Raw genomic sequence first — 21,011 nt, 5'->3', positions numbered from 1 at the left:
CCCGCGCCGACCTGCGGGTCGGCGCGCCGTCGCGCGTTCGCACGGACGGAAGCCGATGAGAACTCCCCTTCCACGAAGTGGTGTTGACCACCTGGCCCGCGCGGCGTCAAGCCCGGCGATGCCGATTCGACCGCCCCGCCTCCCCCGCCGTTCGGCTGGCTCGGGCCATCCCCCGGAGGGCCACCGAGGCCGGTCCGGAGGACGACGCGGATGACCCCAATGTGTGCGAACTTGGCCTCAGCGGCCCGGAGTTCGGGCCGGGGAGGGATCACCGTGAACATCACCCGCACCACCCCTGCCGCTCGTGCCGTGCGGCTCGCCGCCGTCGCGCTGGCCGGCGCCACCGTCCTCGCGGTCGCCCCGACGGCCGCCGTGGCGGCCGACGGCGGGAGCGGTACCGCCGCCGTGTCGGCCGACGCCGCCTCGCGGATCGACCTGGGCCCCGAGCTGCGGGCCATCGTCGAACGAGGCTCCTCGACAGCCGCGCTCGGCGAGGCCCGCGAGAACGGCCGCCGGGTCTGGCGTGAGGCCGCCGGGGTCAACGACATCGACTCGCAGCGCACGCCGCGTGTCGACGGCCGGTTCCGGATCGGCAGCGTGACCAAGACCTTCGTGTCCACGGTCGTACTGCAACTCGTCGACGAGGGGAGGCTCCGGCTGGACGACCCGGTCGAGCGGTACCTACCGGGCGTCGTCCCGAACGGCGGCGCGATCACCCTGCGCCAACTGCTCAACCACACCAGCGGCTTGTACGACTACCTGTCGGACCCGCGCTTCCTCTACCAGGACGAGGCGAGCCTGCGCAGCTACCTCGCCGACCGCCGCTGGAAGAGCTGGAGTCCGGCACAGCTGATCGAGGTCGGCGTGCAGGGGGCGACGTACTTCCCGCCCGGGCAGGGCTGGCACTACTCGAACACCAACTACGTCCTCATCGGCGAGGTGATCCGCAAGGTCACCGGGCACAACTGGCGGAGCGAGGTGGACCGCCGGATCGTCAAGCCGCTGCACCTCGACGACACGACGTTCGCGGGCACTCGGCCGGGCATACCCGGTCCGCACGCGCACGCGTACGCCAAGCTGCCGGAGGGCCTGGCCGACCTCACGCTGATCAATCCGAGCTTCGGCGACGCGGCGGGCGACGGCATATCCACCACCGCAGACCTGAACCGCTTCCACGCCGCCCTGTTCGGCGGCAGGCTGCTGTCGGCGGCCCGGTTCGCCGAGATGACCACGGCCGTCCCGGCGCCGATGCTCGGCGCGCACTACGGGCTGGGCCTGATCCGGTACGACCTGCCCTGCGGGGAGGTCTGGGGCCACACCGGCGGGATACCGGGGTACAACACGGTGTGGCTGGGGTCGAAGGACGGCGCGCGGCAGTTCTCCCTCTCCTTCAACCTCTCACAGGGGGCCGAGAGCGAGGACACCTTCACCACGCTGAACGCCTTCATCCTGAAGGCGTCCTGCGGCGTCGGCGCGGTCGGTGCGGCCGGTGCGGCCGGTGCGGCCGGCGCGGCCGGCGCCAAGGGCGGCGCCACGGCCAACTCGGCCTTCACTTTGCTGCGTTGAGCGACCGGCCGGACGGCGGGGGGAGGCGCGGCGTCAAGCCCGGTGACGCCGATCATTCTGCGCGCCACCCCCGCCGTTCGGCCGGGTCCGGGATACCGACGATGGACCTCAGGGGGCCTGCGAGGCCAGCCCGGAGGACGACGCGAGGCGGGTGGAGCGGGTGCGAGTCTGGGCGACGAGGGCCCGAGACCCGGGCCGGGGAGGGTGGTTCACCATGGCGTTCGTCCAGGCTCAAGCACCGCGCAGACTCGGCCGGTTGGGAAGGCGAATGGCCGCCCTCGCGCTGGCCGGCGCCACCGTCGTCACCCTCGCCCCGGCGGCGGTGGCGGCCGCACCCGCCGGTGTCGACGCCCGGGCGGAGCTTCGGGCGTTCATCGAGGACGGATCCTCGACGGCCGCGTTCGCCGAGGTCCGGCAGGACGGCCGCCGGATCTGGCGGGGCGCGGCCGGCACGTCCGACCTGGCCACCGGGCAGCCGGTCAGGCCGGACGGCCGGTTCCGGATCGGCAGTGTCACCAAGGCGTTCGTGTCGACGGTGGCGCTCCAACTGGTCGCCGAGGGCAGGCTGCGGCTGGACGACCCGGTCGAGCGGTACCTACCGGGGGTCGTCCCGAACGGCGGCGCGATCAGCGTGCGCCAACTGCTCAACCACACCAGCGGGTTGTTCGACTACCTGGAGGACCCGCAGTTCTTCTACCGGGACGAGGCGCGCCTGCGCGACTGGGTCAACGGGGCGAGCCGCTGGCAGGACTACCGGCCGGAGGAACTGGTCGCGGTCGGCTTCGCACACCCGCCGTACTTCGCGCCGGGCGAGGGTTGGAGGTACTCGAACACCAACTACGTCCTCGCCGGGATGCTGATCAGGAAGCTGACCGGGAACAGCTGGCAGAGCGAGGTCGAGCGGCGGGTCGTCAAGCCGCTGCACCTCGACGACACGGTGTTCCCCGGCTCCGAGACCGGCCTGCGCCGGCCGCACACCCGCGCGTACGCCAAGCTGGCTGAGGGGCCGGCGGACATCACCCGGCTGAACCCGACCGTCGCCGACGCGGCGGGCAACGGCATCTCCACTCCGGCCGACCTCAACCGCTTCCACGCCGCCCTGTTCGGCGGAAAGCTGCTGCGACCGGCCGAGCAGGCGGAGCTGAAGCGCACGGTGCCGACGGGGTCGGGCCAGTCGTTCTACGGACTCGGCGTGGCCCAGGCCGACTTCGGCTGCGGCCCGCTGTGGGGGCACGACGGCGGCATTCCGGGCTGGGGCACGCTGCTGTTCGGCACGGCGGACGGGAAGCGGCAGGTCGCGCTGTCGTACAACCCGTACGAGGGCACGGACCCGTCGGGCCTCGACGCGGCGGTCGTCGCGGTCGCGGTCAAGACCCTGTGCGACGGCGGTGCGGCAGTGGCTCCGGCCGACGCGGCGGCCGGGCTGGCGGCTCTGCGGGGCGCGGGGCGCTGACTCCGGAGTGCGCTTCGGGGAGGAGGTTCCACCAGCCGATCGGCAGATGGACGGGGGCAGTTCGCCACCGGGACGATGATCCGGCCGTGGGCGTCGCCATCCCCGCCCAACCCCTGCGGCGAGCGATGGCGGGGCGACGTCCACGGCAGGGTGCGGCCGACCTGGCCGACCGGGCAGCCGGTCAGGTCGGACGCGCGCCGAGGGAGGAGCGGGGGCTACTCGGGTATCCGGTGGTCGCGGTGGCGGTCGCGGAGGGCGTCGGACCGGATCCGGCAGACGGCGCCGACGACGGCGGCGGCGATGATGAGGGCCAGTAGGCCGATCATGGTCAGGCGACGCGGTCGAACTCGAACCAGACCAGCTTGCCGCGCTTCTGGGGTTCGGCGCCCCAGCGGTGGGTGAGGCCCTGGACGAGTTGGAGGCCCCGGCCGCACTCGGCGAGGCCGGTGGAGGCGAGGGGGGCGGGGAGGTCGGAGGAGTTGTCGCCGACGGAGACGCGGAGCGCCTCGTCGGAGAGGAGGAGGAGAACGATCGGCGAGGCCGTGTCGCCGTGCCGCCAGGCATTCACGATCAGCTCGACGAGGGCGAGTTCGGCATCGGCGATGGTGTCGGGGTGGAAGTCGGCGAGGACCATGGCCGAGCGGAGGGCCTCGCGGGAGACGGCGAGGGAGGGGGTGTTGCGGTTACACATGGGGACACTCCCAGCGGTGTAGGTGGGGGCGCACCGGACGGAGGCATGAGGGTGCCAACTGCCCGGGTGAGGCCCGTTGATGACAATTCGTCCGGTGAGCGGTGCATCACAGACTGTAGAGCATCGGAACTCACACGTGCCACGCAATCTAGGAAACAGGTGCCACCGGAACGCGGCTGGACTGATCGGCCGCGCGTGTAGATGCTTGACGCATGCCACCACGCGCCATCCCGACGGTCAGGCAGGAACGACTGGGTATCGAGCTGCGCAAGATGCGAGACTGCGCCAGTCGTACAACCACTCAAGCCGCCGCCCTGTTCGGCCTCGACAGAACAAAGATCACGCAGATCGAGAAGGGCTACTATCCGGTCACGCCAGATCGCGTTCGAGCTCTCGCCGCCGAGTACGAAGAGAGCGATGCCGACTACATCGATGCGCTCGCGCGGATGGCCGGCGAGAGGCACAAGGGATGGTGGGAGGAGTATCGAGGATCTGTTCCCACTGGATTCCTTGACACTTCGGAGCTTGAGTTCTTCGCCCAAGGCATGATGACCTACCAGATCTGCCACCCACCCGGGGCGATGCAGACCGAGGAGTACAGCAGGGCCGTCTTCCAGGAGGCCTATCCGCCACTGCGGCCAAGGCTCTTGGAATCACGAGTGGAGAACCGACTGCGCCGCTCCGAGATTCTCATGGAGCAGGGCACTCGCCCCTACACGGCCGTGGTCCACGAAGCAGCTCTCAGGATGCGCTTCGGCGGACCCGAAGTCAGTCGAAGGCAGCTTGAGAAGATTCTGGAGTTCACCCAACTGCCGCACGTGGCCGTCCACGTCGTCACCTTCGAGGCGAATGGATTCAAAGGCGCAGGGCAAGCAATCGTCCACGCAAATGGACCGGTCCCGAGACTCGATACCGTCCAACTCGACGCGGTCGGCGGCCCGGTGTTTCTCCATGAGCGCAACCAGGTGGACAACTATCGGCAGATCATAGACCGAATGATCGAGCGATCACTTTCCCCGAAGCAGTCACGCGATCTGATCAACCGCATCAAGAAGGGAATCTGAGCCTTGGAACCGTTGCTCTGGACCCGGCCATCCGCCTGCGCCGACTCCACCAACTGCCCAGAGGTGGCCGTCACCGACGACGCCGTCTACGTCCGGAGCAGTCTCCACCCCTCCTCCATAGCCGAGCTGACCATCACCGAGTGGCGCGACCTCGTGGCCGGCATCCAGAACGGCGAATTCAACACCTGACGCACACCCCTCAGCCGTGCCCTTCGCCCAACAGCGAAGGGCACGGCCTCAGCCGGCTGCCTGGTCGAGCGCGGTTTCCGCGAGGCAACTGGTATGAATGGTGCATGCAGGAAGAGACTGCGCAGTCCGCGATCGACACGTTCATCTCGGCGTTCAACGCCTCGGACGACAGCTATGTAACTGCACTGCTCTCCCAGGCTCTGACCTCGGACGTGGTCCTCTGGGGACCGTTGGGCCGTACCGAGGGGATCGAGGCGGTCGAGCGGTTCGTGCTGGACATCCGGCGCCACCCCGCGGGGACCGGCACGATGGTGCGCTGTTCGGCGGTGGACATGCCGGACGAGTGGGCCCGGTACCAGTGGATCTTCACGACGCCGGATGAAGGCCCCCGCCTGTCGGGAACGGACGTCGTCCATCTGCGGCGGAACCTCATCGACCAGGTCATCGTCTTCGCCGGGGAGATCGAGCCGTCCGCCTCCTGAGTCCTTCTCCTGAACCGGCCCGTTCGGGGCTCCGGGCTGTCGGCGACGACACCCCGGCCCGTCCGGACGGCGCCCCGGTCTGCATGGTCCTGGACAACCGGTCAGAACATCAGCCCTTGATCGGTGCGGCCGACCTGGCGGCCTGCTCGACCTTCGCCCAGTAGGCCGCGCGGGCTGCCTCGTCTATCTCCCTCTCGTGTTCGGGCCGCACTCCGGTTCGGCCGTCGAGGCCCTCGCGCAGGATGTCGGCGTGCCCGGCATGCCGGTTGGCCTCGCCTACGACATGGACCATGACGGCGAACAGGTTCGTGTTGGGACCCGGCTCCGGCCACCACGGCACGTGGCCGGGGGCGTCGAGGGGAAGCTCGGTGATCGTCGCGTCCGAGTGCTCCCATGTACGCCGGTAGAACCCGATGATCTGGTCGCGGGTCTCGTCCTCGGTCGCCCACAAATCGCTGCCGTCGTGGTCCTGCCACCGGCGCAACTCCTCCGGGGAGGGGCGGTCGAAGACCTCGCCGAAGTACCTGGCCTCCACGGTGGCCACGTGCTTGACCAGGCCGAGGAGGTTGGTCCCGGTCACCGTCAAAGGCCGGCGGGCGTCGTACTCGGACAAGCCGTCGAGCTTCCAGAGCAGCGCCTCGCGGTCCCGCCGCAGCCTCCGGTGCAGGTTGTCCTTCGCGAATTCATCGATCATGCGGCATGAGCCTGCCACGGGCTGCTCGCGACCTCAAGATCCCATACGGTCCGCACCCGGCCCTTCCCAGTCCGGCACCCACACGTCGTCCGGGGTTCGCGGCGGGGTGCGCAAATGCTCACGTAGCGCGGTCAACACGGGGTGCCGGTCTCCGCTGCGGGACAGCAGCACGTGCGGGTAGACCGGGGTCGGTTCGCGCAACGGGATGCGCCGCAGGTCGTGGCTCTGCGGCCACAGGTACCGGTCCCCGCCGCCGACGAGGGTCGCCAGCGAGTCCGAGCCGGCCAGCGCGTCCATCAGGGCCTCGTCACCGAAGTGGGGGCCGAGCGCGTCGATGCTCAGACCGAAGGCCTCGGAAAGTGCCTGGTAGAACGCCGCCCACTCCGTGCCCGGCGTGATCCCGGGGATCCAGATGCGGTGGCCCGTCAGGTCCGCAGGCCCGGTCCAGGGGGCGTGCGCCAACGGGTGGCCGGGCCCGACCAAGAGCTCAAGGGGGGCGTCCAGAAGTCGTTCGGCAGTGATCCCGGCCGGGACCCGGTCTGCCGGCAGAGCGCGGAAGGACGCGTCGATGCTTCCTTCGAGCACCGCCCGGGCGGCCTGGGCGGCATTCTCGTTGCTCAGTGTGACCACGTCCAGGTTCGCCCCGGGGTTGGAGCGGTAGAACCGGTAGACGGCCTGGGCCGGAGCGATGCGCCGGTTGAGGACGTCGACACGCAACGGCCGGCTGCCGGGGCGCACGGCCCGCTCGGCCTGTTCGAGAGCCGTGAGGGCCCTCTTGGCGTGCGGCAGGAAGACCTGCCCGTCCAGGCTCAGCCGGGAGCCTCGGGAGGATCGCACCAGGAGCGTGACCCCGAGGTGTCTCTCCAGGGCCGCGATCCGTTTGGAGACCGCCTGCTGGCTGATCCTCAGCTCGTCCGCCGCGGCCAGGAAGTGACCGGTCCCGGCAACGGCCACGAACGTCCGCAGCGCTTCAGCATCCACGCTCGCACCCTAATTCCACAACGATCGGTTGTGCCTGATGGGCCGTGAGGTTGTTTGATCGCGCGCTCTGCGGGGTGGTGGGATCAACGCATGTCTACCCGCACAGAACAGGTCATGTATATCCGGACGCCCGAGTTCGCGCGCCACGCGGAACGAATCGCGGAGGTGACCGACGCGACGTCCCGACTGAACGTGCTGCCGTTCAGCGACCACGAGGGCCGTGCCGAACTGCTTTCCGTTGTGTTCGGCGGCCCGCTCCCGGAGTCGGTGACGATCTACCCGCCGTTCTTCACCGAGTACGGGCTGAACACGACGTTCGGGAAGAACGTCTTCGTCAACCAGGGGTGCACGTTCATGGACAAGGGCGGGATCCGCATCGGCAACCGTGTCATGATCGCCCCGAAGGTCAGCCTCATCACCGGGGGGCACCCTCTGCCGCTCGACGAGCGCCGTGATTACCTCTCCTTCGCCCCGATCGTCATCGAGGACAACGTCTGGATCGGGACGGCTGCCGTGGTCACGCAGGGCGTGACCATCGGTGCCGGATCGGTGGTCGCCGCCGGCGCGGTGGTCACCCACGATGTTCCCGGCGGGACCCTGGTCGCCGGAGTACCCGCCCGGGTGATCAAGACGATCGACTGAGCCCGGCCGGGCGGAGCAGCACGTCCGCAGTCCGATCCCGGTGCCCGTCACGCCCGACCGGCCGACCGGCCGACCGGCGGGGCAGGAACGGCCGCAGCCGCCCGCATGACGTGGCCCACGACGCTCCTCCGTGACACCCCGGGTGGCCTCACGGCCGGACGTGCTGCTCGACGGCGTCGAACGCGGGCGCGAGCGGGGCCAGCGCCGCGCGGAGCCGGTCGGACAGGGAGCCGGAGGGCACGACCAGTCCTCCGGTGGCGAGCCCCTCCACATCTCCGGTCGGCTGGAGCCAGCCTTCCAGTGCGATGCGGACCGCCGCGGCCACGCTTGCCGCGAGGACACGGGCCGTCTGCGCTTCGGTGTCGCCCAGGCGTTCGGCGATCACCGGCGCGAGAGGGGCCTCGATGCCGGCGGTGGCATCGAGGAACGCGTCGCGCAGCGCGGTCCGGGTGGTGATCAGCAGCAGCGCCTTCTGTTCGCGCTCGCCCGTGTCCGTGTACTGCTCGACCACGGCCTCGGTGACGGCGTCGGCCAGGCGCACCCCTGTGGGCCGGGCCGCGACCGCCGCCGCGACGCGCACCTCCCGGTCGGCGGTGACCGCGGAGACGATCGCCTGCTCGCGGCTGGCGAAGTAGTTGTTGTACGTGCGCGGCGAGACCCCGGCCGCTTCGGCGATGTCCTCGACCCGCACCTGGCCCGGGCCGTGCTCCACGGCCAGCCGCAGGGCCGCCTCTCGCAGTGCCTCGCGTGTGGCCTGCTTCTTCCGCTCCCGCAGGCCCGGTGGTGGTGGTGTCGTCATGGCACCAGCGTTCCACATGGTGCTGCGCGCACGCAAAGTTACACATACGCAAACTTGCGCATGCGCATGTTTACTGTCAGCCTCGACCCGACCGAGACCGACAGAGGGGACGCCGTCATGCGAGCAAGAGGAATGACCTACGACACCGGATTCGTCACGCACGGCCGGACATCCCGTAAGCACTTCGACCCCGCTGTGGTCCGGCGCGAGCTCGCGATCATCCGCGACGACCTGCACTGCAACGCGGTCCAGATCATCGGCGGCGACCCGGAACGGCTGGAGCTGGCCGCCGACGCCGCCGCCGAACTCGGCCTCGAGGTCTGGTTCTCGCCCTATCCGCTGGAACTGGATCCGGAGCAGATCCTCGCGCTCTTCCGCGACTGCGCCGAGCGCGCGGAACGACTCCGTCGGCAGGGAGCCACCGTCGTGTTCGTCGCAGGGGTCGAGCTGAGCGTGATGAACCACGGGTTCCTTCCCGGAGAGTGCCCCGAGGAACGGGTCGAGCAGCTGATGGGCCGACCCGAACGGCGGGCTGAGGCGATGCAGGAACTCGGCGTGCGCTTCAACGCGTTCCTCCGCGAGGCCGCGGCCACCGTCCGCGAGCGCTTCCAGGGCGAACTCACCTACGCGTCCATCCAGTTCGAGCAGGTCGACTGGACCCCTTTCGACTTCGTGACGTTCGAACTGCTCCGCTCCGCCGAGGTCGCCGACCGGTTCCGCGACGCCGTGCGCACCCTGGCCCGAGGCCCGAAACCGCTCGCCATCACCGGATTCGGCACCGCGGCCTACCGCGGCGCGGGCGACCGGGGCGGACGGGTGCTGGAGGTGGTCGAGCACGACCCGGAGACCAAGGCCCCGGTGCGGCTGAACGGCGTGCACGAGCGCGACGAGGCCGGCCAGGCCGCCTACCTGAGCGAACTGCTGGAGATCTTCGAGACCGAGGGCGTGGACAGCGCGTTCGTGTTCCTCTTCGCCCTGCCCGGCTACCCGCACCGCCCGGACGGTGACCCCAGGTACGACCTGGACCGGGCCGGCCTGGGCATCGTCAAACTGCTCGAAGGACGCCGGGGACGGACCTACCCCGACATGGATTGGGAACCCAAGGCGGCCTTCACGGCGGTGGCGCAGCGGTATCGGAGGTAGCAGCCCGGCCCCGCGCACGGTGCGCGACGGCACTGCTCGGGGTCGGCGCTGCGCCGCAGTGCCGACCCGTCCACGGGCGCCCGCACCAACCCCAACTCCCCGCTTCAGTCAGAACTGGTGACCGAATATCATTCCGTTCCAAGAACGCAGTTCGGCATCCTCGAACTTCTCTGGAACCACCTCCGTCCTGCGGACACCAGATCTGCGTGGAGTCCTCCTTGTCCAGTAAGCAGACGCAGGCCGGCGAACGCCAAGTGTTCGCCGAGCTCTACGATCAGCACGCTCGCACGGTCTTCGCGCACGCGTACCGGTCCACCGGGGACCGCGACCTCGCCGACGACATCGTCTCCCTCACCTTCCTCGAAGCCTGGCGGCTGCGGCGCAAGCTCCGTGACGAAGTCCTCCACCCCCGTGCCTGGTTGCTGGCCATCGCCACCAATGTGCTCCGCAACACCGCCCGCGCCGCGCGCCGGCACCGGGACGCGATGTCCCGGCTCCCCCGCCGCGGCCCGATCCCCGACTTCGCCGACGAGGTCGTCAGCCGGATCACCGACGCCAACACCGCGGCGGCCGCCGTCCGCGCGCTCGACCGGCTCGGCGGGCCGGAGCGGGAGGTCTTCACGCTGGTCGTCTGGTCCGGGCTCGGCTACGCCGAGGCCGCCGAGGCGTTGGGCATACCCGTCGGTACCGTCCGCTCCCGGCTCTCCCGCGTCCGGGACAAGCTCCGGCGGATCGTCGACGCCCAGGATCCCCCCGAGCCGCGCCGGGGCAGCCTCGCCATCAGCCATCAGTCCGTGGGCCACCACCAGGAAGGGCGGCCATGAGCAACACGAGCACCGACCACTCCGAGTGGAACGAGCACAGCGAGCGCCGTGAACTCGCCCGGCTGCTCCCCCCGCCGCCCCACCCGGAACCCTCCCTCTCCCAGCTCGCCATCCGCCGTGACGTGCTGCTCGCCGAGTTCGCCCGGCCCCGCCCCTTCGCCGCCCTCACCGCCCGCTGGCGCGGCCTCGTCGCGGTGACCGCCATCGTCACCGCCACCGCCGTCACCGCCGTCACCTTCACCCCGGACCCCTCCTCCTCGGTGCAGGACCAGCCCGGCGCGAGCGCCGCCTCCGTCGAACTCCTCAACCGGATCGCCCAGGCCGCCCAGAGCCGCCCCCAGCCCCCGGTCCAGGACTCCCAGTTCACCTACAGCTGGACGATCGCCTACTCCACGGCGCTGAGCGAGCTCCGCGACGGCACCATGGCGCGCACCGTCTCCACCGTGAACAAGGAGCGCTGGACCGCCGTGAACGGCAGCCGCGACGGCCTCCTGCGCTCCGACGGCGTCGACGAACGACTCCCCGCCGACACCCACCCGGCGCTGAACGGCCACACCTACCGCCAGCTGACCACCCTGCCGACCGAGACCGACGCCCTGCTGAAGCTGATCTACGACACCGCCGCGAACGACGGTCCCGATTCGGGTTCGACCACCGGACCGGACCAGGAGGCCTTCGTCACCATCAGCGACATGCTGCGCGGCCTGGTCATCCCTCCGCAGACGGCTTCGGCGCTCTACCGCGTCGCCGCCCGCATCCCCGGAGTGATCGCCGTGGACGACGCGGTCGACGCCACCGGGCGGCACGGGGTGGCCGTGGCCCGGGTGAACGACGGTCAGCGCCTGGAGTGGATCTTCGACCGGACGACCCTGGCGCTGCTCGGCATCCGTACCGTCCTACTGACCAACGGGCCGTGGGGCAGGAGCGGTGACGAGAGCGAATCCACCGCCATCCTCACCCAGGGCATCGTCGGCGCCCCCGGCGAGCCGGTTCCTCCGGCGCCCGTGGAATCAAGCCAGTAGGCCAATTCGGACAGCCATTGACCGGTCCCCGTCGGAACTATTGTGCGAACGGCTGATCCGGCGTTGGGTTCGTGGCAGCACTTTCCCGTCACGAACCCATCAGAGGAGAAGTCGACCGTGCGTTCCTTCCGCATGCTCGCCGTCGTCACCGCGACCGCCGGCACGCTCGTGCTGGCGGCCCCGGCGGCCACTGCGGCACCCGCACCGACGGTTCCGTCCACCGACACCCAACAGTCCGCCGGTTCGGTGAAGGCCGCGCCGTCCAATCCGGTGACCGCCTTCTACCGGGGCCAGCGGATCGACCTGTCCAAGGGCTGGGGCGGCGCCGGCGTCTGCACCGAGGTGACGAGCGGCGACGTCTACTGCCACGACAGCGTCGCCGAGGCCGACGCCGCGATCGCCGCCATCGACCCGGCGCTCGCCGAGGCCGCCAAGGCCGCACCGGCCGTGCCCGCCGGGGCCGGGCTGTCGCTTCAGGAGCCCCCGACGTGCGAGGCCGGCCAAGCCTGCCTCTGGGAGCACTCCAACCGCACGGGCAACCTGCTGCGCTGGACGCAGCCGGGCACCAAGTACCTCAGCGACTACGGGTTCCGCGACATGGCCAGCTCCGCCTGCGTCTTCCGCTCCAGCGGCAACCTGGCGGTCTACGACGACCGCACCCTGCAACCGGACCCCCTGGTCGTCCTGTCGAACGGCTACTGCTACGACTTCGTGACCCTCGACTACCCGTACGGCGGCAACTGGAACGACAAGGCGGACTACGTCAACCTGTAGCCACCGCCCGCAGGAACGCCCGAAGGCCGGCCCCTCCCGAGGGGCCGGCCTTCGCCGCTCCGTCCCGAACCGCCTGGTCACACCGCCGGCTCGGCGGCGTCCTCCTTCGAGGACTCCGGGGTCCCCGGCGCCTGCGCGGCGGCGGGCTTCTTGTTCCGCAGCACCACCGCCGCCAGCAGGGCCGCCGCGAGGACGCCCACGGCGCTCACCGTGAGGGTGGTGGACATCGCCGAGGTGAACGCCTCCCGGGCCGCGTGGGCCAGGCCGGCGTCGCCCTTGGCCCCGGCCTCGGCCAGCGCGCCGATGATCGACTGCTTGGCCGGCTCCGAGCTGCCCGCCGGCATCCTGTCGGCGTAGCCGCTGGCCAGCAGCGAGCCGAGGATCGCGATGCCGAGTGCGGTGCCCGCCTGCTGGATGGTGTCGTTCAGGGCCGAGCCGACGCCCGCCTTCTCCGGCGGGATCTCCCCCATCAGCGCGCCGACCGCGGCCGGCATCGCGAGACCGGCACCCAGGCCGAGCAGGGCCAGCGCCACCGCCGGGACGGTGAAGCCGGTGTCCGCGTCGACCGTGCTGAGCAGGACGAACGAGCCGGCCATCAGCCCCATGCCGACCAGGACCAGCGGGCGGAAGCCGATCCTGGCCGTCAGGCCGGCGCCCGCGCCGTTGCCGATCAGCGCGGCGACCGCCATCGGCACGAAGGCCAGGCCCGCCTTCATCGGCGAGTAGTCCAGCACGAACTGCAGGTACTGGGTGAGGACCAGCAGCAGGCCGCCGTTGCCGATCTGGACCAGGGTCAACGAGAGCGAGCCGCCGCTGAAGTTGCGCTGCTTGAAGAGCACCAGCGGGACCATCGGCTCCGCCACCACGTTCTCCCAGATCACGAACCCGCCGAGGGCCACGACCGCGGTCGTCAGGGAGATCAGCGAGGTGCCGCCGAACGCGCCGTGCTTGGGGATCTCGATGATCCACCAGATCAGCGCGGTCATGCCGACCGCCGAGAGGACCGCGCCCAGCGGGTCCGGCTTCTGCCACGGGCCCCTGGACTCGGGCATCAGGACCAGCGCGGCGGTGATCGCCAGCACCACCACCGGCACGTTGATGAAGAAGATCGAGTGCCAGGAGAAGTGGTCGATCAGCAGGCCGCCGAGCACCGGGCTGCCGACCAGGCCGAGCATCGAGACCGCGCCCCAGGCCGCCATGGCCTTGCCGCGCTCGTCCTCCTCGAAGACGGTGATGAGGATCGACAGCGTCGAGGGCATGATCAGCGCGCCGCCGACGCCCATCGCCACCCGGCTCGCGATGACCTCACCGGGGTTGGTGCAGAGCGTCGCCGCCAGCGAGGCCGCTCCGAAGAGCAGCAGACCGAAGATCATGATCTTCCGCCGGCCGAACCGGTCGCCGAGGCTTCCCGAGGTCAGCAGCAGTCCGGCGAAGACCAGGATGTAGGAGTCCAGGATCCACTGGGTGTCCTGTGCGGTGGCGTTCAGGTCCTCGGTCATCGACGGCACCGCCACCGTCAGCGCCATGCTGTCGACCACCAGGACGAGCGTGCTGAGGCACAGCACGATCAGGATCCACCAGCGCCGCGGGTTACGGCCTTCCATGATTTCTTCCCCTCCGAAGTACGACGTGCGTACGATGTTCCGTCGATGCGCACACTGTACGCAGCGCGGAACAGTGTGCGCAACCTTGCTTCCTGTACGCTCACCGCGAACGGTGTACGCAGGGATTTCCTTGTACCGATCCCCTGAGGGAGGACCGGCCGATGGCCGCCAAGACGAACCCGATCCCGTCCGTATGGGCCCGCCGGCAGCGCGAGCCCGAACAGCCCGTGCTCAGCCGGGAGACGATCGTCCGCGAGGCGATCGCCGTGCTCGACGCCGATGGGGTCGAGGCGCTCTCGATGCGCAAGCTCGGCGCCCGGCTCAACGCCGGCGCGACCTCCCTCTACCGGCACGTCGCCACCAAGGACGAGCTGATCGAACTGGCGGTGGACGAGGTCTTCGGTGAGATCCCCGTCCCCGACCCCGGCGCCGCCGACTGGCGGGCCGATGTCACCGCGACCTGCGAGGCCTTCCGGGACACCACACTGCGCCACCGCTGGCTGGGGTCGGTGATCGGTCAGGCCGGACTGGTCTACCTGGGCCCCAACCTGATCAACGTCTCCGAGCGGATGGCCGCGCTCTTCTCGGCCGCCGGCTTCCCGGAGCCGTCCCGGGCGATCGACACCACGCTCTCCTACGTGCTCGGGATGAGCACCACCGAGGCCGCCTTCCTCACCACGGTGCTCCGCAGCGGCCAGAGCGAGGCCGAGTTCATCGCCGGCCTGATGCCCTCCGCCCAGGAGGCGGTGGCGGGGCACCAGTTCCTCTCCGACGCCTTCGCCGACGCCGCGGCCAACGCCGTCGGGGACCCGGCCGACCTGCGGCACGAGAAGTTCTCCTACGGCCTGAACGTCATCCTCGACGGCCTGGCGCTCCGCCTGCCGCCCCGTTAGGGGCCGTGCGGGCCCCGCGGCCGCCGCCCGTCCCTGCGGCGGCCGCGGCCCTCCGCGCCCACCCTCACCGCCAGCGCTCGACCGGACGGCGGAAGGCGGCGCGGGCCCAGAGGTACCCGGCAGCGGTGAGCCCGGTGCACCAGGCCAGCGAGACGACCCCGCTCGACCCGATGGCCGTGCCCGTCAGCAGCCCCCGCAGGGTTTCCGTGAGCGGCGTGAACGGCTGGTACTCGGCGAACCGGCGCAGCGCGGTGGGCATCGAGTCCGGCGGCACGGTCGCACTGCCGACGAAGGGCAGGAACTGCAGCGGCAGCGGCAGGTTTCCGGCGCTCTCCGGCGTCCCGGCGGCCAGGCCGATGCCGACCGACACCCAGGTCAGTGCGAGCGTGACGAAGAGCAGCAGCCCGCCCGCCGCCAGCCACTCCAGCGCGTCGGCGTCGGGGCGGAAGCCCGTCGCGAAGGCGGCTGCGGCGACGATCAGCAGGCCCGCCGCGGTCCGGATCAGACTGCCGAGCACATGCCCGGCCAGGAAGGACGAGTGGGCGATCGCCATCGTCCGGAACCGGTTGACGATGCCCCCGGTCATGTCGACGCAGACCCCGACGGCCGTCATCAGCGAGCCGGCGGTCGCCGCCATCAGCACGATGCCTGGCGTCACGTGGTCGACGCGGCCGCCGCCCCCGATGCCCGCGCCCGGGGTGCCGCCGTAGGCGTAGTCGAAGAGCAGCAGGATCGTCACCGGCATCAGCACGACCGAGAAGGTCTGCGCCGGGTAGCGCCGAGCGTGCTTGAGGTTGCGCCGCAGCATCGTCAGCGAGTCGCCGGCGGCGTAGGACACCGTGCTCACCGGGCTGCCCCCTCCGCGGTCAGGGTCAGGAAGACGTCGTCGAGGTCGGGTGTGTGGACGGTGAGCGACTCGGCCCGGACGGCCGCGTTGTCGAGGGCGTCGAGCACGGCCTTCACCGTGAGGATCGACTTGTCGCCGGGGATCGAGAGGGTGAGCTCCTCGGCATCGGCGCCGGCGTAGTCGAACAGCGCGGCGGCCGCGTCGAGGTCGGCGGGGCGGGCGAAGTGGAGCCGGAGGTGGCCGCCGGGGACGCGCCGTTTGAGTTCGGCGGCCGTGCCCTCGGCGACGATCCGGCCGCCGTCGAGCAGGGCGATCCGGTCCGCCAGGTGGTCGGCCTCCTCCAGGTACCGGGTGGTCAGGAGCACCGTGACGCCCCGGTCCTGGACCAGCCCCTCGATCAGCTCCCACATCGTCCTGCGGCTGCGCGGGTCCAGCCCGGTGGTCGGCTCGTCGAGGAAGATCACCCGGGGGTCGCCGACCAGGGTCATGGCGAGGTCGAGCTTGCGCCGCATGCCGCCGGAGAAGGTGGTGACGGGCTTCGCGGCCGCCCCGGTCAGGTCGAAGCGCCGCAGCAGTTTCGCCGCCCGCCGCTTCCCCTCCCGGCGGGCGAGGTGGTGCAGGTCGGCCATCAGGAGGAGGTTCTCCTCGGCCGTGAGCAGGTTGTCCACCGCCGAGAACTGGCCGGTGACGCCGATCGCGGCGCGCACCCGGTCGCCCTCCCGGACCACGTCGTGGCCGGCCACCCGCACCGCCCCCGCGTCGGCCGGGACGAGCGTGGAGAGGATCTCCACGGTGGTGGTCTTGCCCGCGCCGTTGGGCCCGAGCAGGGCGAACACGGTGCCCTCCGGGACCCGCAGGTCGATGCCGTCGAGTACGGTCCGCCCGCCGAAGGCCTTGGTGAGGCCGACGGCGGAGATCGCCGTACTCGGCCCGAGCGTGCTGGTGGTGGTGGTCATGCTGGTCGCTCCCCCCCTGTGCTGTGGTCTGGCCGGCGGCCGGTCAGGCCCGCCGGACCACGATGTCGCCGAGCTGGGTCCGGGCCCGCACTTCGAGCGTCTCGGCGGCCTCCCCCGGTGCGCCCGAGGCCTCCAGCGCGTTGCGGACGCCGCCGACCTTGGTGTGCACGTCGAGCCAGGCCGCGGTGCCCTCCCGGATGCCGATCTCCAGATCGCCGATGGAGGTCTGCAGCACGGTGCGGCCGCGGACCACCTCGCCGATCCGGATGGTGCCGTGGGCGGACTTGGCGTCGACACCGGCGAGCGCGCTGCCGACGGTGATGGCGCCGTTGGAGGAGTTGGCCCGCAGTTCGCCGCCGACCTGCCCGACCACCGTCTCGCCGTTGAGGTTCTTGACCGTCAGGGCTCCCGCGACGCTGCCGAGTTCGATCCGCCCGGCGGACTGCACCTCGGCGTCCCCGTCGGCCCGCCCCAGCCGGACCTCGCCGTGGTCGCTCCGCAGGTTGACGGCGGCGGCCTCGTCGACCTCGATCCGGCCGACCGAGGTCTTCAGCCGGCAGTCGCCGAAGACGCCCTCCAGCAGGAAGTCGCCCATCGGGGCGTCACCGCGGACCCCGGAGCCGGCCGGCACCTCGATCGCGACGTCGATCGATCCCGCCCGGCCGAAGATCGACCGCTTCTTCGGGGCCTTGAGGACCAGTGCGCCGTTGGCGCAGGTGACCTTGGTCTGCTCGGCGATCCGGACGTCCACCTCGGAGCCCGGGTCGGCGGGACTCACCTCGACCACCGTGTCGGTGCGCTTGGCCGCGATGATCCGCACCGAGCCGATGTCGAACTCCAGGGTGACGCTGATCGGGTCGGGGGTGTCGAAAGAAGGCATGGTTGTCCCGTCCTCGTGGCTCTTCCCTGCGTCTCCGCAGGTGGTAGGGGTGAGAGTTGGCGGATGGATGGATGAGCGGCGTGGTGGACGGACGGCTAGCGGACCCAGCCCGTGAACCCCTGGCCGGTGGCCCGCCTGGTCCGCGGCTCGGACCGCACGGGCGCGCCCGGGTCCAGCGCGGCGGCGACCGCCCGGACCAGCCAGGCGTTGACCGAGAGCCCCTCCTGCCCGGCGGCCTCCTCCACCCGGGCCTTGAGGTGGGCGGGCAGCCGGAAGTTGATCCGGGCGGTGTTGCCGTCGTCGGCCGCCTCGCCCGGGCCACCGGCCGGTAGTCCGGATGCCATGGGTGGCGCCACCGGGGGCACCGGTGGCACCAGTCCGACACCGGCCGGCTCCGTGTCGTGGAAGGAATCGGCACCCGGCGGCACCGAGACCACGAACTCCGGTTCGAGTCCGCGCAGCCGGACGTCCACCGACCCCGGCGCCAGATCCCGCGTCACCTCCCCCATGGCGTCGGAGAGCGCGTTCAGCAGCGTCAGCCGGGCGGCCGATTCCAAGGGCAGGGTCAGGCGCTCGGCCAGGGCGCGCGCTTCGTCCCCGCCCGCGCCCGCGGCCACCGCGAGTTCGTGCCGGAGGTTGTCGACGTACGGCGTGAGATCCATGGCTAGAGAATGGCACACCCATGGCGCCATGTCGAGCTTTTTTGGCACCACGGAATGGCGCCACTCGAACGAGTGAACGGCACCATCGAACGCCGAGGGCCCCGCCGACACGCGCCGACGGGGCCCTCGGGAGCGGGAACGCGCAGGTCAGCCCTGGCGCCACCGCGTCAGGTGGGCGTCGATCTCGCCCGCCAGCCGGGTCTTGCCCGGGGCGTCGAGGAAGGACGCCTCCACCGCGTTCTTCGCCAGCGCGGCCACCCCGGCCTCGTCCAGGCCGAGCAGCCGGGCCGCCACCGCGTACTCGGTGTTGAGGTCGGTGCCGAACATCGGCGGGTCGTCGCTGTTGACGGTCACCAGCAGCCCGGCGTCGACCATCCGCCTGATCGGGTGGTCCTCGATCCGCTCCACCGCGCGGGTGGCGATGTTGGAGGTCGGGCAGACCTCCAGCGGGATCCGGTGCTCGCCCAGGTGGTCGAGCAGCGCCGGGTCGTTGACCGCCTGGGTGCCGTGGCCGATGCGCTCGGCGCCCAGCACCCGCAGCGCGTCCCAGACCGTCTCCGGGCCGGTGGTCTCGCCCGCGTGCGGCACGCTGCGCAGGCCGGCCGCCCGCGCCCGGTCGAAGTAGGGCTTGAACTGGGGGCGCGGGACGCCGATCTCCGGGCCGCCGAGGCCGAAGCTGACCAGGCCCTCCGGGGCGAGGTCGACGGCCAGCCGGGCGGTCTCCTCGGCGGCGGCCAGCCCGGCCTCGCCGGGGATGTCGAAGCACCAGCGGAGCACCACCCCGAGCTCCTTCTCGGCACGCAGCCGGGCGTCCTCGATGGCCTCCATGAAGGCGACGTCGGGGATGCCCCGGCTGACCGAGGAGTAGGGGGTGACGGTCAGCTCGGCGTAGCGGATGTTCTGCCGGGCCATGTCCTCGGCGACGCCGTAGGTCAGGGCGCGGACGTCCTCGGGGTCCCGGATCAGGTCCACGACGCTCAGGTAGACCTCGATGAAGTGCGCGAAGTCCGTGAAGGTGAAGTACTCCGCGAGGGCCTGCGGGTCGACGGGCACCCTGGCCCGGCCCTCGTGGCGGGCGGCCAGCTCGGCGACCACCCGGGGCGAGGCCGATCCGACGTGGTGGACGTGCAGTTCCGCCTTGGGCATCGCGGCGATGAACGCCTCGATGGAGCGGTCCGCGGAGGCCGCGGGGGTGCTGGCGCTGGGGGTTCCGATCCGACTTCCGTCCGGCTGGACCACGGTGGTGCCCTTCTTCTCTGGATTCTGCGCCCGGGGTCCGCGCGCTGGGTTCTACGCGCGTTTCGAGCGGTGCTGGCAAGGATAGGCAGCCGGCGCTCAGCCGCCGAGCGCGACCGCCGCGGTGTGGATCAGCAGTCCGGCGAGCGCCCCGACCACCGTGCCGTTGATCCGGATGAACTGCAGGTCCCGGCCGACGTTGGCCTCGATCTTGCGCGAGGCGTCCTCGGCGTCCCAGCCCGCCACCGTCTCGGAGATCAGCGAGGTGATCTCGGCCCGGTAGGTGTCGACCAGGTACTGCGCGGCGTCCTGGAGCCAGCCGTCCACCTTGGCCTGGAGCTTGGCGTCGGTGGCCAGGCGCGTGCCGAAGCTCCGCACGCCCTCGCGGATGCGCCGGCGCAGCTCGCTCTCCTCGTCCTCGGCGGCGTTCAGCACCAGCGAGCGGACGGCGGCCCAGGTGGAGGCGATCAGGTCCTGCACCTCGGGCCGGGCGAGCAGTTCGCCCTTCGCCCGCTCGACCCTGGCGATGGTCTCCGGGTCGGTCTGAAGCTCGGTGGCGAAGTCGGCGAGGAACTTGTCGATCGCGCCGCGCGCCGGGTGCCGCTGGTCGTCCCGTATGTCGGTGACGAAGCGCATCAGCTCCTTGTAGACCCGCTCGCCGACCTGGTGGTCGATGAACTTCGGGGTCCACCCGGGCGTCTTCTGGGTGACCCGCTGGACCACCTCGGCGTGGTTGTCGGTGAGCCAGTCGTGCGCCCGGACGGTGATCAGGTCGACCACCCCGTGGTGGCCGCCGTCGGCGACCACCTTGCCGAGCATCCGGCCGGCCGGTTCGGCGACCGAGGTGGCGGCGGCCCGCCGGGTGACCGCCTCGGCGACGACCGCCTGCACGTCGTCGTCGCGCAGCACCGCGAGCACCCCGCGCAGCGCCGCCGAGGCCTCCTTGGTGACCCGCTCGGCGCTGCCGGGCGCGGCCAGCCACTCGCCGAGCCGCCGGGCGATGCCGAGCGCGGCGAGCCGGCCGCGCACCACGTGGCCGGAGAGGAAGTTCTCGCCGACGAAGTCGCCGAGCGAGCGCCCGAAGGCGTCCTTCTTGGTCGGGATGATCGCGGTGTGCGGGATGGGCAGGCCGAAGGGGCGGCGGAACAGCGCGGTCACCGCGAACCAGTCGGCCAGCGCACCGACCATGCCGGCCTCGGCGGCGGCGGCCAGGTAGCCCGCCCAGGCGCCGGCGCCGGCCGCCTCGGCCCAGGTGGCCAGGGCGAAGACCAGGGTCGCGAGGCCCAGCAGGCCGGTCGCGATGGTCTTCATCCGGCGGACGCCGCGTCTCTTCTCCTCGTCGGCCGCGGTGAACCGCATTCCGGGGCCGGTCCCGCTGAAGGCTTCGTCGCTCACCCCGCCAGTCTGCCCGCTGCCCGGCGCGAACGGACGGCGCGCCCTGCAATCGCGCGCCGGTCAGGTGTGGCGCCCGCCCGCGCGAGCCGATCCGGAAGGGTGGGGGCCAGCGCGCAGCGGCAGTCACGCGCCCCTCAGCCGCCTCCGCTCAGCCGACGCCACGCCGGGTGGCGCCGCCCGCCGGTGCGCGGCTCGCCGGGACGGCGCCCGGCGC

General features: G+C 71.4%; 22 protein-coding genes. 11 read left to right on the top strand and 11 right to left on the bottom strand.

The genetic code is table 11. From position 1 onward, the window contains the following. Positions 1 to 273: 273 nt before the first annotated feature. Both ACFU74_RS26370 and ACFU74_RS26365 read left to right on the top strand, forming a co-directional pair. The gene (locus ACFU74_RS26370; RefSeq protein ID WP_380761000.1) at positions 274 to 1,566 is read left to right on the top strand and encodes a serine hydrolase domain-containing protein; all 1,293 of its coding nucleotides are present in this window, start codon (positions 274 to 276) and stop codon (positions 1,564 to 1,566) included. Positions 1,567 to 1,834: 268 nt separating this feature from the next. Then, a complete protein-coding gene (locus tag ACFU74_RS26365; RefSeq protein ID WP_380760998.1) occupies positions 1,835 to 3,019 on the top strand; it encodes a serine hydrolase domain-containing protein in 1,185 nt (394 codons plus the stop codon). Between the two features lie 328 nt (positions 3,020 to 3,347). Here the strand turns inward: ACFU74_RS26365 and ACFU74_RS26360 are convergent, their stop codons facing one another. After that, complete coding sequence (locus ACFU74_RS26360; RefSeq protein ID WP_380760996.1) at positions 3,348 to 3,710, bottom strand: ATP-binding protein; 363 nt, start codon at positions 3,708 to 3,710, stop codon at positions 3,348 to 3,350. Positions 3,711 to 3,922: 212 nt separating this feature from the next. On the opposite strand from ACFU74_RS26360, the gene ACFU74_RS26355 reads away from it, so the two are divergent. From ACFU74_RS26355 to ACFU74_RS26345, 3 genes are all read left to right on the top strand, one after another. Further along, positions 3,923 to 4,774, top strand: coding sequence for a helix-turn-helix domain-containing protein (locus tag ACFU74_RS26355; protein WP_380760994.1), 852 nt, complete (start codon positions 3,923 to 3,925; stop codon positions 4,772 to 4,774). 3 nt (positions 4,775 to 4,777) lie between these two features. Then, positions 4,778 to 4,963 carry a DUF397 domain-containing protein gene (locus ACFU74_RS26350; RefSeq protein ID WP_380760992.1) on the top strand — a complete coding sequence of 62 codons (186 nt, stop codon included), beginning with the start codon at positions 4,778 to 4,780 and terminating at the stop codon, positions 4,961 to 4,963. A gap of 104 nt (positions 4,964 to 5,067) precedes the next feature. Beyond that, positions 5,068 to 5,445: a nuclear transport factor 2 family protein gene (locus ACFU74_RS26345; RefSeq protein WP_380760990.1), complete on the top strand. Its 378-nt coding sequence runs from the start codon at positions 5,068 to 5,070 to the stop codon at positions 5,443 to 5,445. 109 nt (positions 5,446 to 5,554) lie between these two features. Here the strand turns inward: ACFU74_RS26345 and ACFU74_RS26340 are convergent, their stop codons facing one another. Continuing rightward, positions 5,555 to 6,139 (bottom strand): DinB family protein, encoded by a 585-nt coding sequence (locus ACFU74_RS26340; RefSeq protein ID WP_380760988.1) that lies wholly within the window; start codon positions 6,137 to 6,139, stop codon positions 5,555 to 5,557. A gap of 33 nt (positions 6,140 to 6,172) precedes the next feature. Beyond that, positions 6,173 to 7,120, bottom strand: coding sequence for a LysR family transcriptional regulator (locus ACFU74_RS26335; protein ID WP_380760986.1), 948 nt, complete (start codon positions 7,118 to 7,120; stop codon positions 6,173 to 6,175). Positions 7,121 to 7,234: 114 nt separating this feature from the next. Here ACFU74_RS26335 and ACFU74_RS26330 point away from each other — a divergent pair, with 114 nt between their 5' ends. After that, positions 7,235 to 7,762: a sugar O-acetyltransferase gene (locus ACFU74_RS26330; protein ID WP_380761008.1), complete on the top strand. Its 528-nt coding sequence runs from the start codon at positions 7,235 to 7,237 to the stop codon at positions 7,760 to 7,762. Between the two features lie 148 nt (positions 7,763 to 7,910). Here ACFU74_RS26330 and ACFU74_RS26325 read toward each other — a convergent pair whose 3' ends face one another. Next, positions 7,911 to 8,561: a TetR/AcrR family transcriptional regulator gene (locus tag ACFU74_RS26325; RefSeq protein WP_380760984.1), complete on the bottom strand. Its 651-nt coding sequence runs from the start codon at positions 8,559 to 8,561 to the stop codon at positions 7,911 to 7,913. 132 nt (positions 8,562 to 8,693) lie between these two features. On the opposite strand from ACFU74_RS26325, the gene ACFU74_RS26320 reads away from it, so the two are divergent. From ACFU74_RS26320 to ACFU74_RS26305, 4 genes are all read left to right on the top strand, one after another. Continuing rightward, positions 8,694 to 9,704 (top strand): hypothetical protein, encoded by a 1,011-nt coding sequence (locus ACFU74_RS26320; RefSeq protein WP_380761006.1) that lies wholly within the window; start codon positions 8,694 to 8,696, stop codon positions 9,702 to 9,704. Positions 9,705 to 9,922: 218 nt separating this feature from the next. Beyond that, complete coding sequence (locus ACFU74_RS26315) at positions 9,923 to 10,528, top strand: RNA polymerase sigma factor (RefSeq protein ID WP_380760982.1); 606 nt, start codon at positions 9,923 to 9,925, stop codon at positions 10,526 to 10,528. After that, positions 10,525 to 11,550, top strand: a complete 1,026-nt coding sequence (locus tag ACFU74_RS26310) for a CU044_5270 family protein (protein ID WP_380760980.1) — start codon at positions 10,525 to 10,527, stop codon at positions 11,548 to 11,550. Before ACFU74_RS26315 ends, ACFU74_RS26310 begins: the two co-directional genes overlap by 4 nt. A 117-nt stretch (positions 11,551 to 11,667) precedes the next feature. Beyond that, positions 11,668 to 12,324 (top strand): peptidase inhibitor family I36 protein, encoded by a 657-nt coding sequence (locus ACFU74_RS26305; RefSeq protein WP_380760978.1) that lies wholly within the window; start codon positions 11,668 to 11,670, stop codon positions 12,322 to 12,324. A 77-nt stretch (positions 12,325 to 12,401) separates the two neighbouring features. Here ACFU74_RS26305 and ACFU74_RS26300 read toward each other — a convergent pair whose 3' ends face one another. After that, positions 12,402 to 13,928, bottom strand: coding sequence for an MFS transporter (locus tag ACFU74_RS26300; RefSeq protein ID WP_380760976.1), 1,527 nt, complete (start codon positions 13,926 to 13,928; stop codon positions 12,402 to 12,404). A 161-nt stretch (positions 13,929 to 14,089) separates the two neighbouring features. Here ACFU74_RS26300 and ACFU74_RS26295 point away from each other — a divergent pair, with 161 nt between their 5' ends. Beyond that, positions 14,090 to 14,821, top strand: coding sequence for a TetR/AcrR family transcriptional regulator (locus ACFU74_RS26295; RefSeq protein ID WP_380760974.1), 732 nt, complete (start codon positions 14,090 to 14,092; stop codon positions 14,819 to 14,821). 64 nt (positions 14,822 to 14,885) lie between these two features. Here the strand turns inward: ACFU74_RS26295 and ACFU74_RS26290 are convergent, their stop codons facing one another. The 6 genes from ACFU74_RS26290 to ACFU74_RS26265 all read right to left on the bottom strand — a co-directional run bounded on the left by ACFU74_RS26290 (position 14,886) and on the right by ACFU74_RS26265 (position 20,761). Continuing rightward, a complete protein-coding gene (locus ACFU74_RS26290) occupies positions 14,886 to 15,668 on the bottom strand; it encodes an ABC transporter permease (protein WP_380760972.1) in 783 nt (260 codons plus the stop codon). Further along, positions 15,665 to 16,624, bottom strand: a complete 960-nt coding sequence (locus ACFU74_RS26285; RefSeq protein WP_380760970.1) for an ATP-binding cassette domain-containing protein — start codon at positions 16,622 to 16,624, stop codon at positions 15,665 to 15,667. Before ACFU74_RS26285 ends, ACFU74_RS26290 begins: the two co-directional genes overlap by 4 nt. A 43-nt stretch (positions 16,625 to 16,667) precedes the next feature. Continuing rightward, positions 16,668 to 17,504, bottom strand: a complete 837-nt coding sequence (locus ACFU74_RS26280) for a DUF4097 domain-containing protein (RefSeq protein ID WP_380760968.1) — start codon at positions 17,502 to 17,504, stop codon at positions 16,668 to 16,670. A 95-nt stretch (positions 17,505 to 17,599) separates the two neighbouring features. Then, positions 17,600 to 18,166 (bottom strand): hypothetical protein, encoded by a 567-nt coding sequence (locus ACFU74_RS26275; RefSeq protein ID WP_380760966.1) that lies wholly within the window; start codon positions 18,164 to 18,166, stop codon positions 17,600 to 17,602. Positions 18,167 to 18,313: 147 nt separating this feature from the next. Beyond that, the gene (locus tag ACFU74_RS26270; protein ID WP_380761004.1) at positions 18,314 to 19,381 is read right to left on the bottom strand and encodes an adenosine deaminase; all 1,068 of its coding nucleotides are present in this window, start codon (positions 19,379 to 19,381) and stop codon (positions 18,314 to 18,316) included. A 120-nt stretch (positions 19,382 to 19,501) separates the two neighbouring features. Beyond that, complete coding sequence (locus tag ACFU74_RS26265) at positions 19,502 to 20,761, bottom strand: DUF445 domain-containing protein (RefSeq protein WP_380761002.1); 1,260 nt, start codon at positions 20,759 to 20,761, stop codon at positions 19,502 to 19,504. Between the last annotated feature and the right edge of the window lie 250 nt (positions 20,762 to 21,011).

Source organism: Kitasatospora sp. NPDC057500 (genome assembly GCF_042802195.1).
In the GTDB taxonomy this organism is placed as follows: domain Bacteria; phylum Actinomycetota; class Actinomycetes; order Streptomycetales; family Streptomycetaceae; genus Kitasatospora.
Note: the sequence above shows the minus strand (reverse complement) of the source record. Positions and strands in the feature narration are given on the sequence as shown.

Coding starts and splice junctions, on each gene's coding strand:
- ACFU74_RS26365 (WP_380760998.1), top strand. CDS start 1,835: ATGGCCGCCCTCGCGCTGGCCGGCGCCACCGTCGTCACCCTCGCCCCG.
- ACFU74_RS26360 (WP_380760996.1), bottom strand. CDS start 3,710: ATGTGTAACCGCAACACCCCCTCCCTCGCCGTCTCCCGCGAGGCCCTC.
- ACFU74_RS26355 (WP_380760994.1), top strand. CDS start 3,923: ATGCCACCACGCGCCATCCCGACGGTCAGGCAGGAACGACTGGGTATC.
- ACFU74_RS26345 (WP_380760990.1), top strand. CDS start 5,068: ATGCAGGAAGAGACTGCGCAGTCCGCGATCGACACGTTCATCTCGGCG.
- ACFU74_RS26340 (WP_380760988.1), bottom strand. CDS start 6,139: ATGATCGATGAATTCGCGAAGGACAACCTGCACCGGAGGCTGCGGCGG.
- ACFU74_RS26330 (WP_380761008.1), top strand. CDS start 7,235: ATGTATATCCGGACGCCCGAGTTCGCGCGCCACGCGGAACGAATCGCG.
- ACFU74_RS26325 (WP_380760984.1), bottom strand. CDS start 8,561: ATGACGACACCACCACCACCGGGCCTGCGGGAGCGGAAGAAGCAGGCC.
- ACFU74_RS26320 (WP_380761006.1), top strand. CDS start 8,694: ATGACCTACGACACCGGATTCGTCACGCACGGCCGGACATCCCGTAAG.
- ACFU74_RS26310 (WP_380760980.1), top strand. CDS start 10,525: ATGAGCAACACGAGCACCGACCACTCCGAGTGGAACGAGCACAGCGAG.
- ACFU74_RS26300 (WP_380760976.1), bottom strand. CDS start 13,928: ATGGAAGGCCGTAACCCGCGGCGCTGGTGGATCCTGATCGTGCTGTGC.
- ACFU74_RS26295 (WP_380760974.1), top strand. CDS start 14,090: ATGGCCGCCAAGACGAACCCGATCCCGTCCGTATGGGCCCGCCGGCAG.
- ACFU74_RS26285 (WP_380760970.1), bottom strand. CDS start 16,624: ATGACCACCACCACCAGCACGCTCGGGCCGAGTACGGCGATCTCCGCC.
- ACFU74_RS26280 (WP_380760968.1), bottom strand. CDS start 17,504: ATGCCTTCTTTCGACACCCCCGACCCGATCAGCGTCACCCTGGAGTTC.
- ACFU74_RS26275 (WP_380760966.1), bottom strand. CDS start 18,166: ATGGATCTCACGCCGTACGTCGACAACCTCCGGCACGAACTCGCGGTG.
- ACFU74_RS26265 (WP_380761002.1), bottom strand. CDS start 20,761: ATGCGGTTCACCGCGGCCGACGAGGAGAAGAGACGCGGCGTCCGCCGG.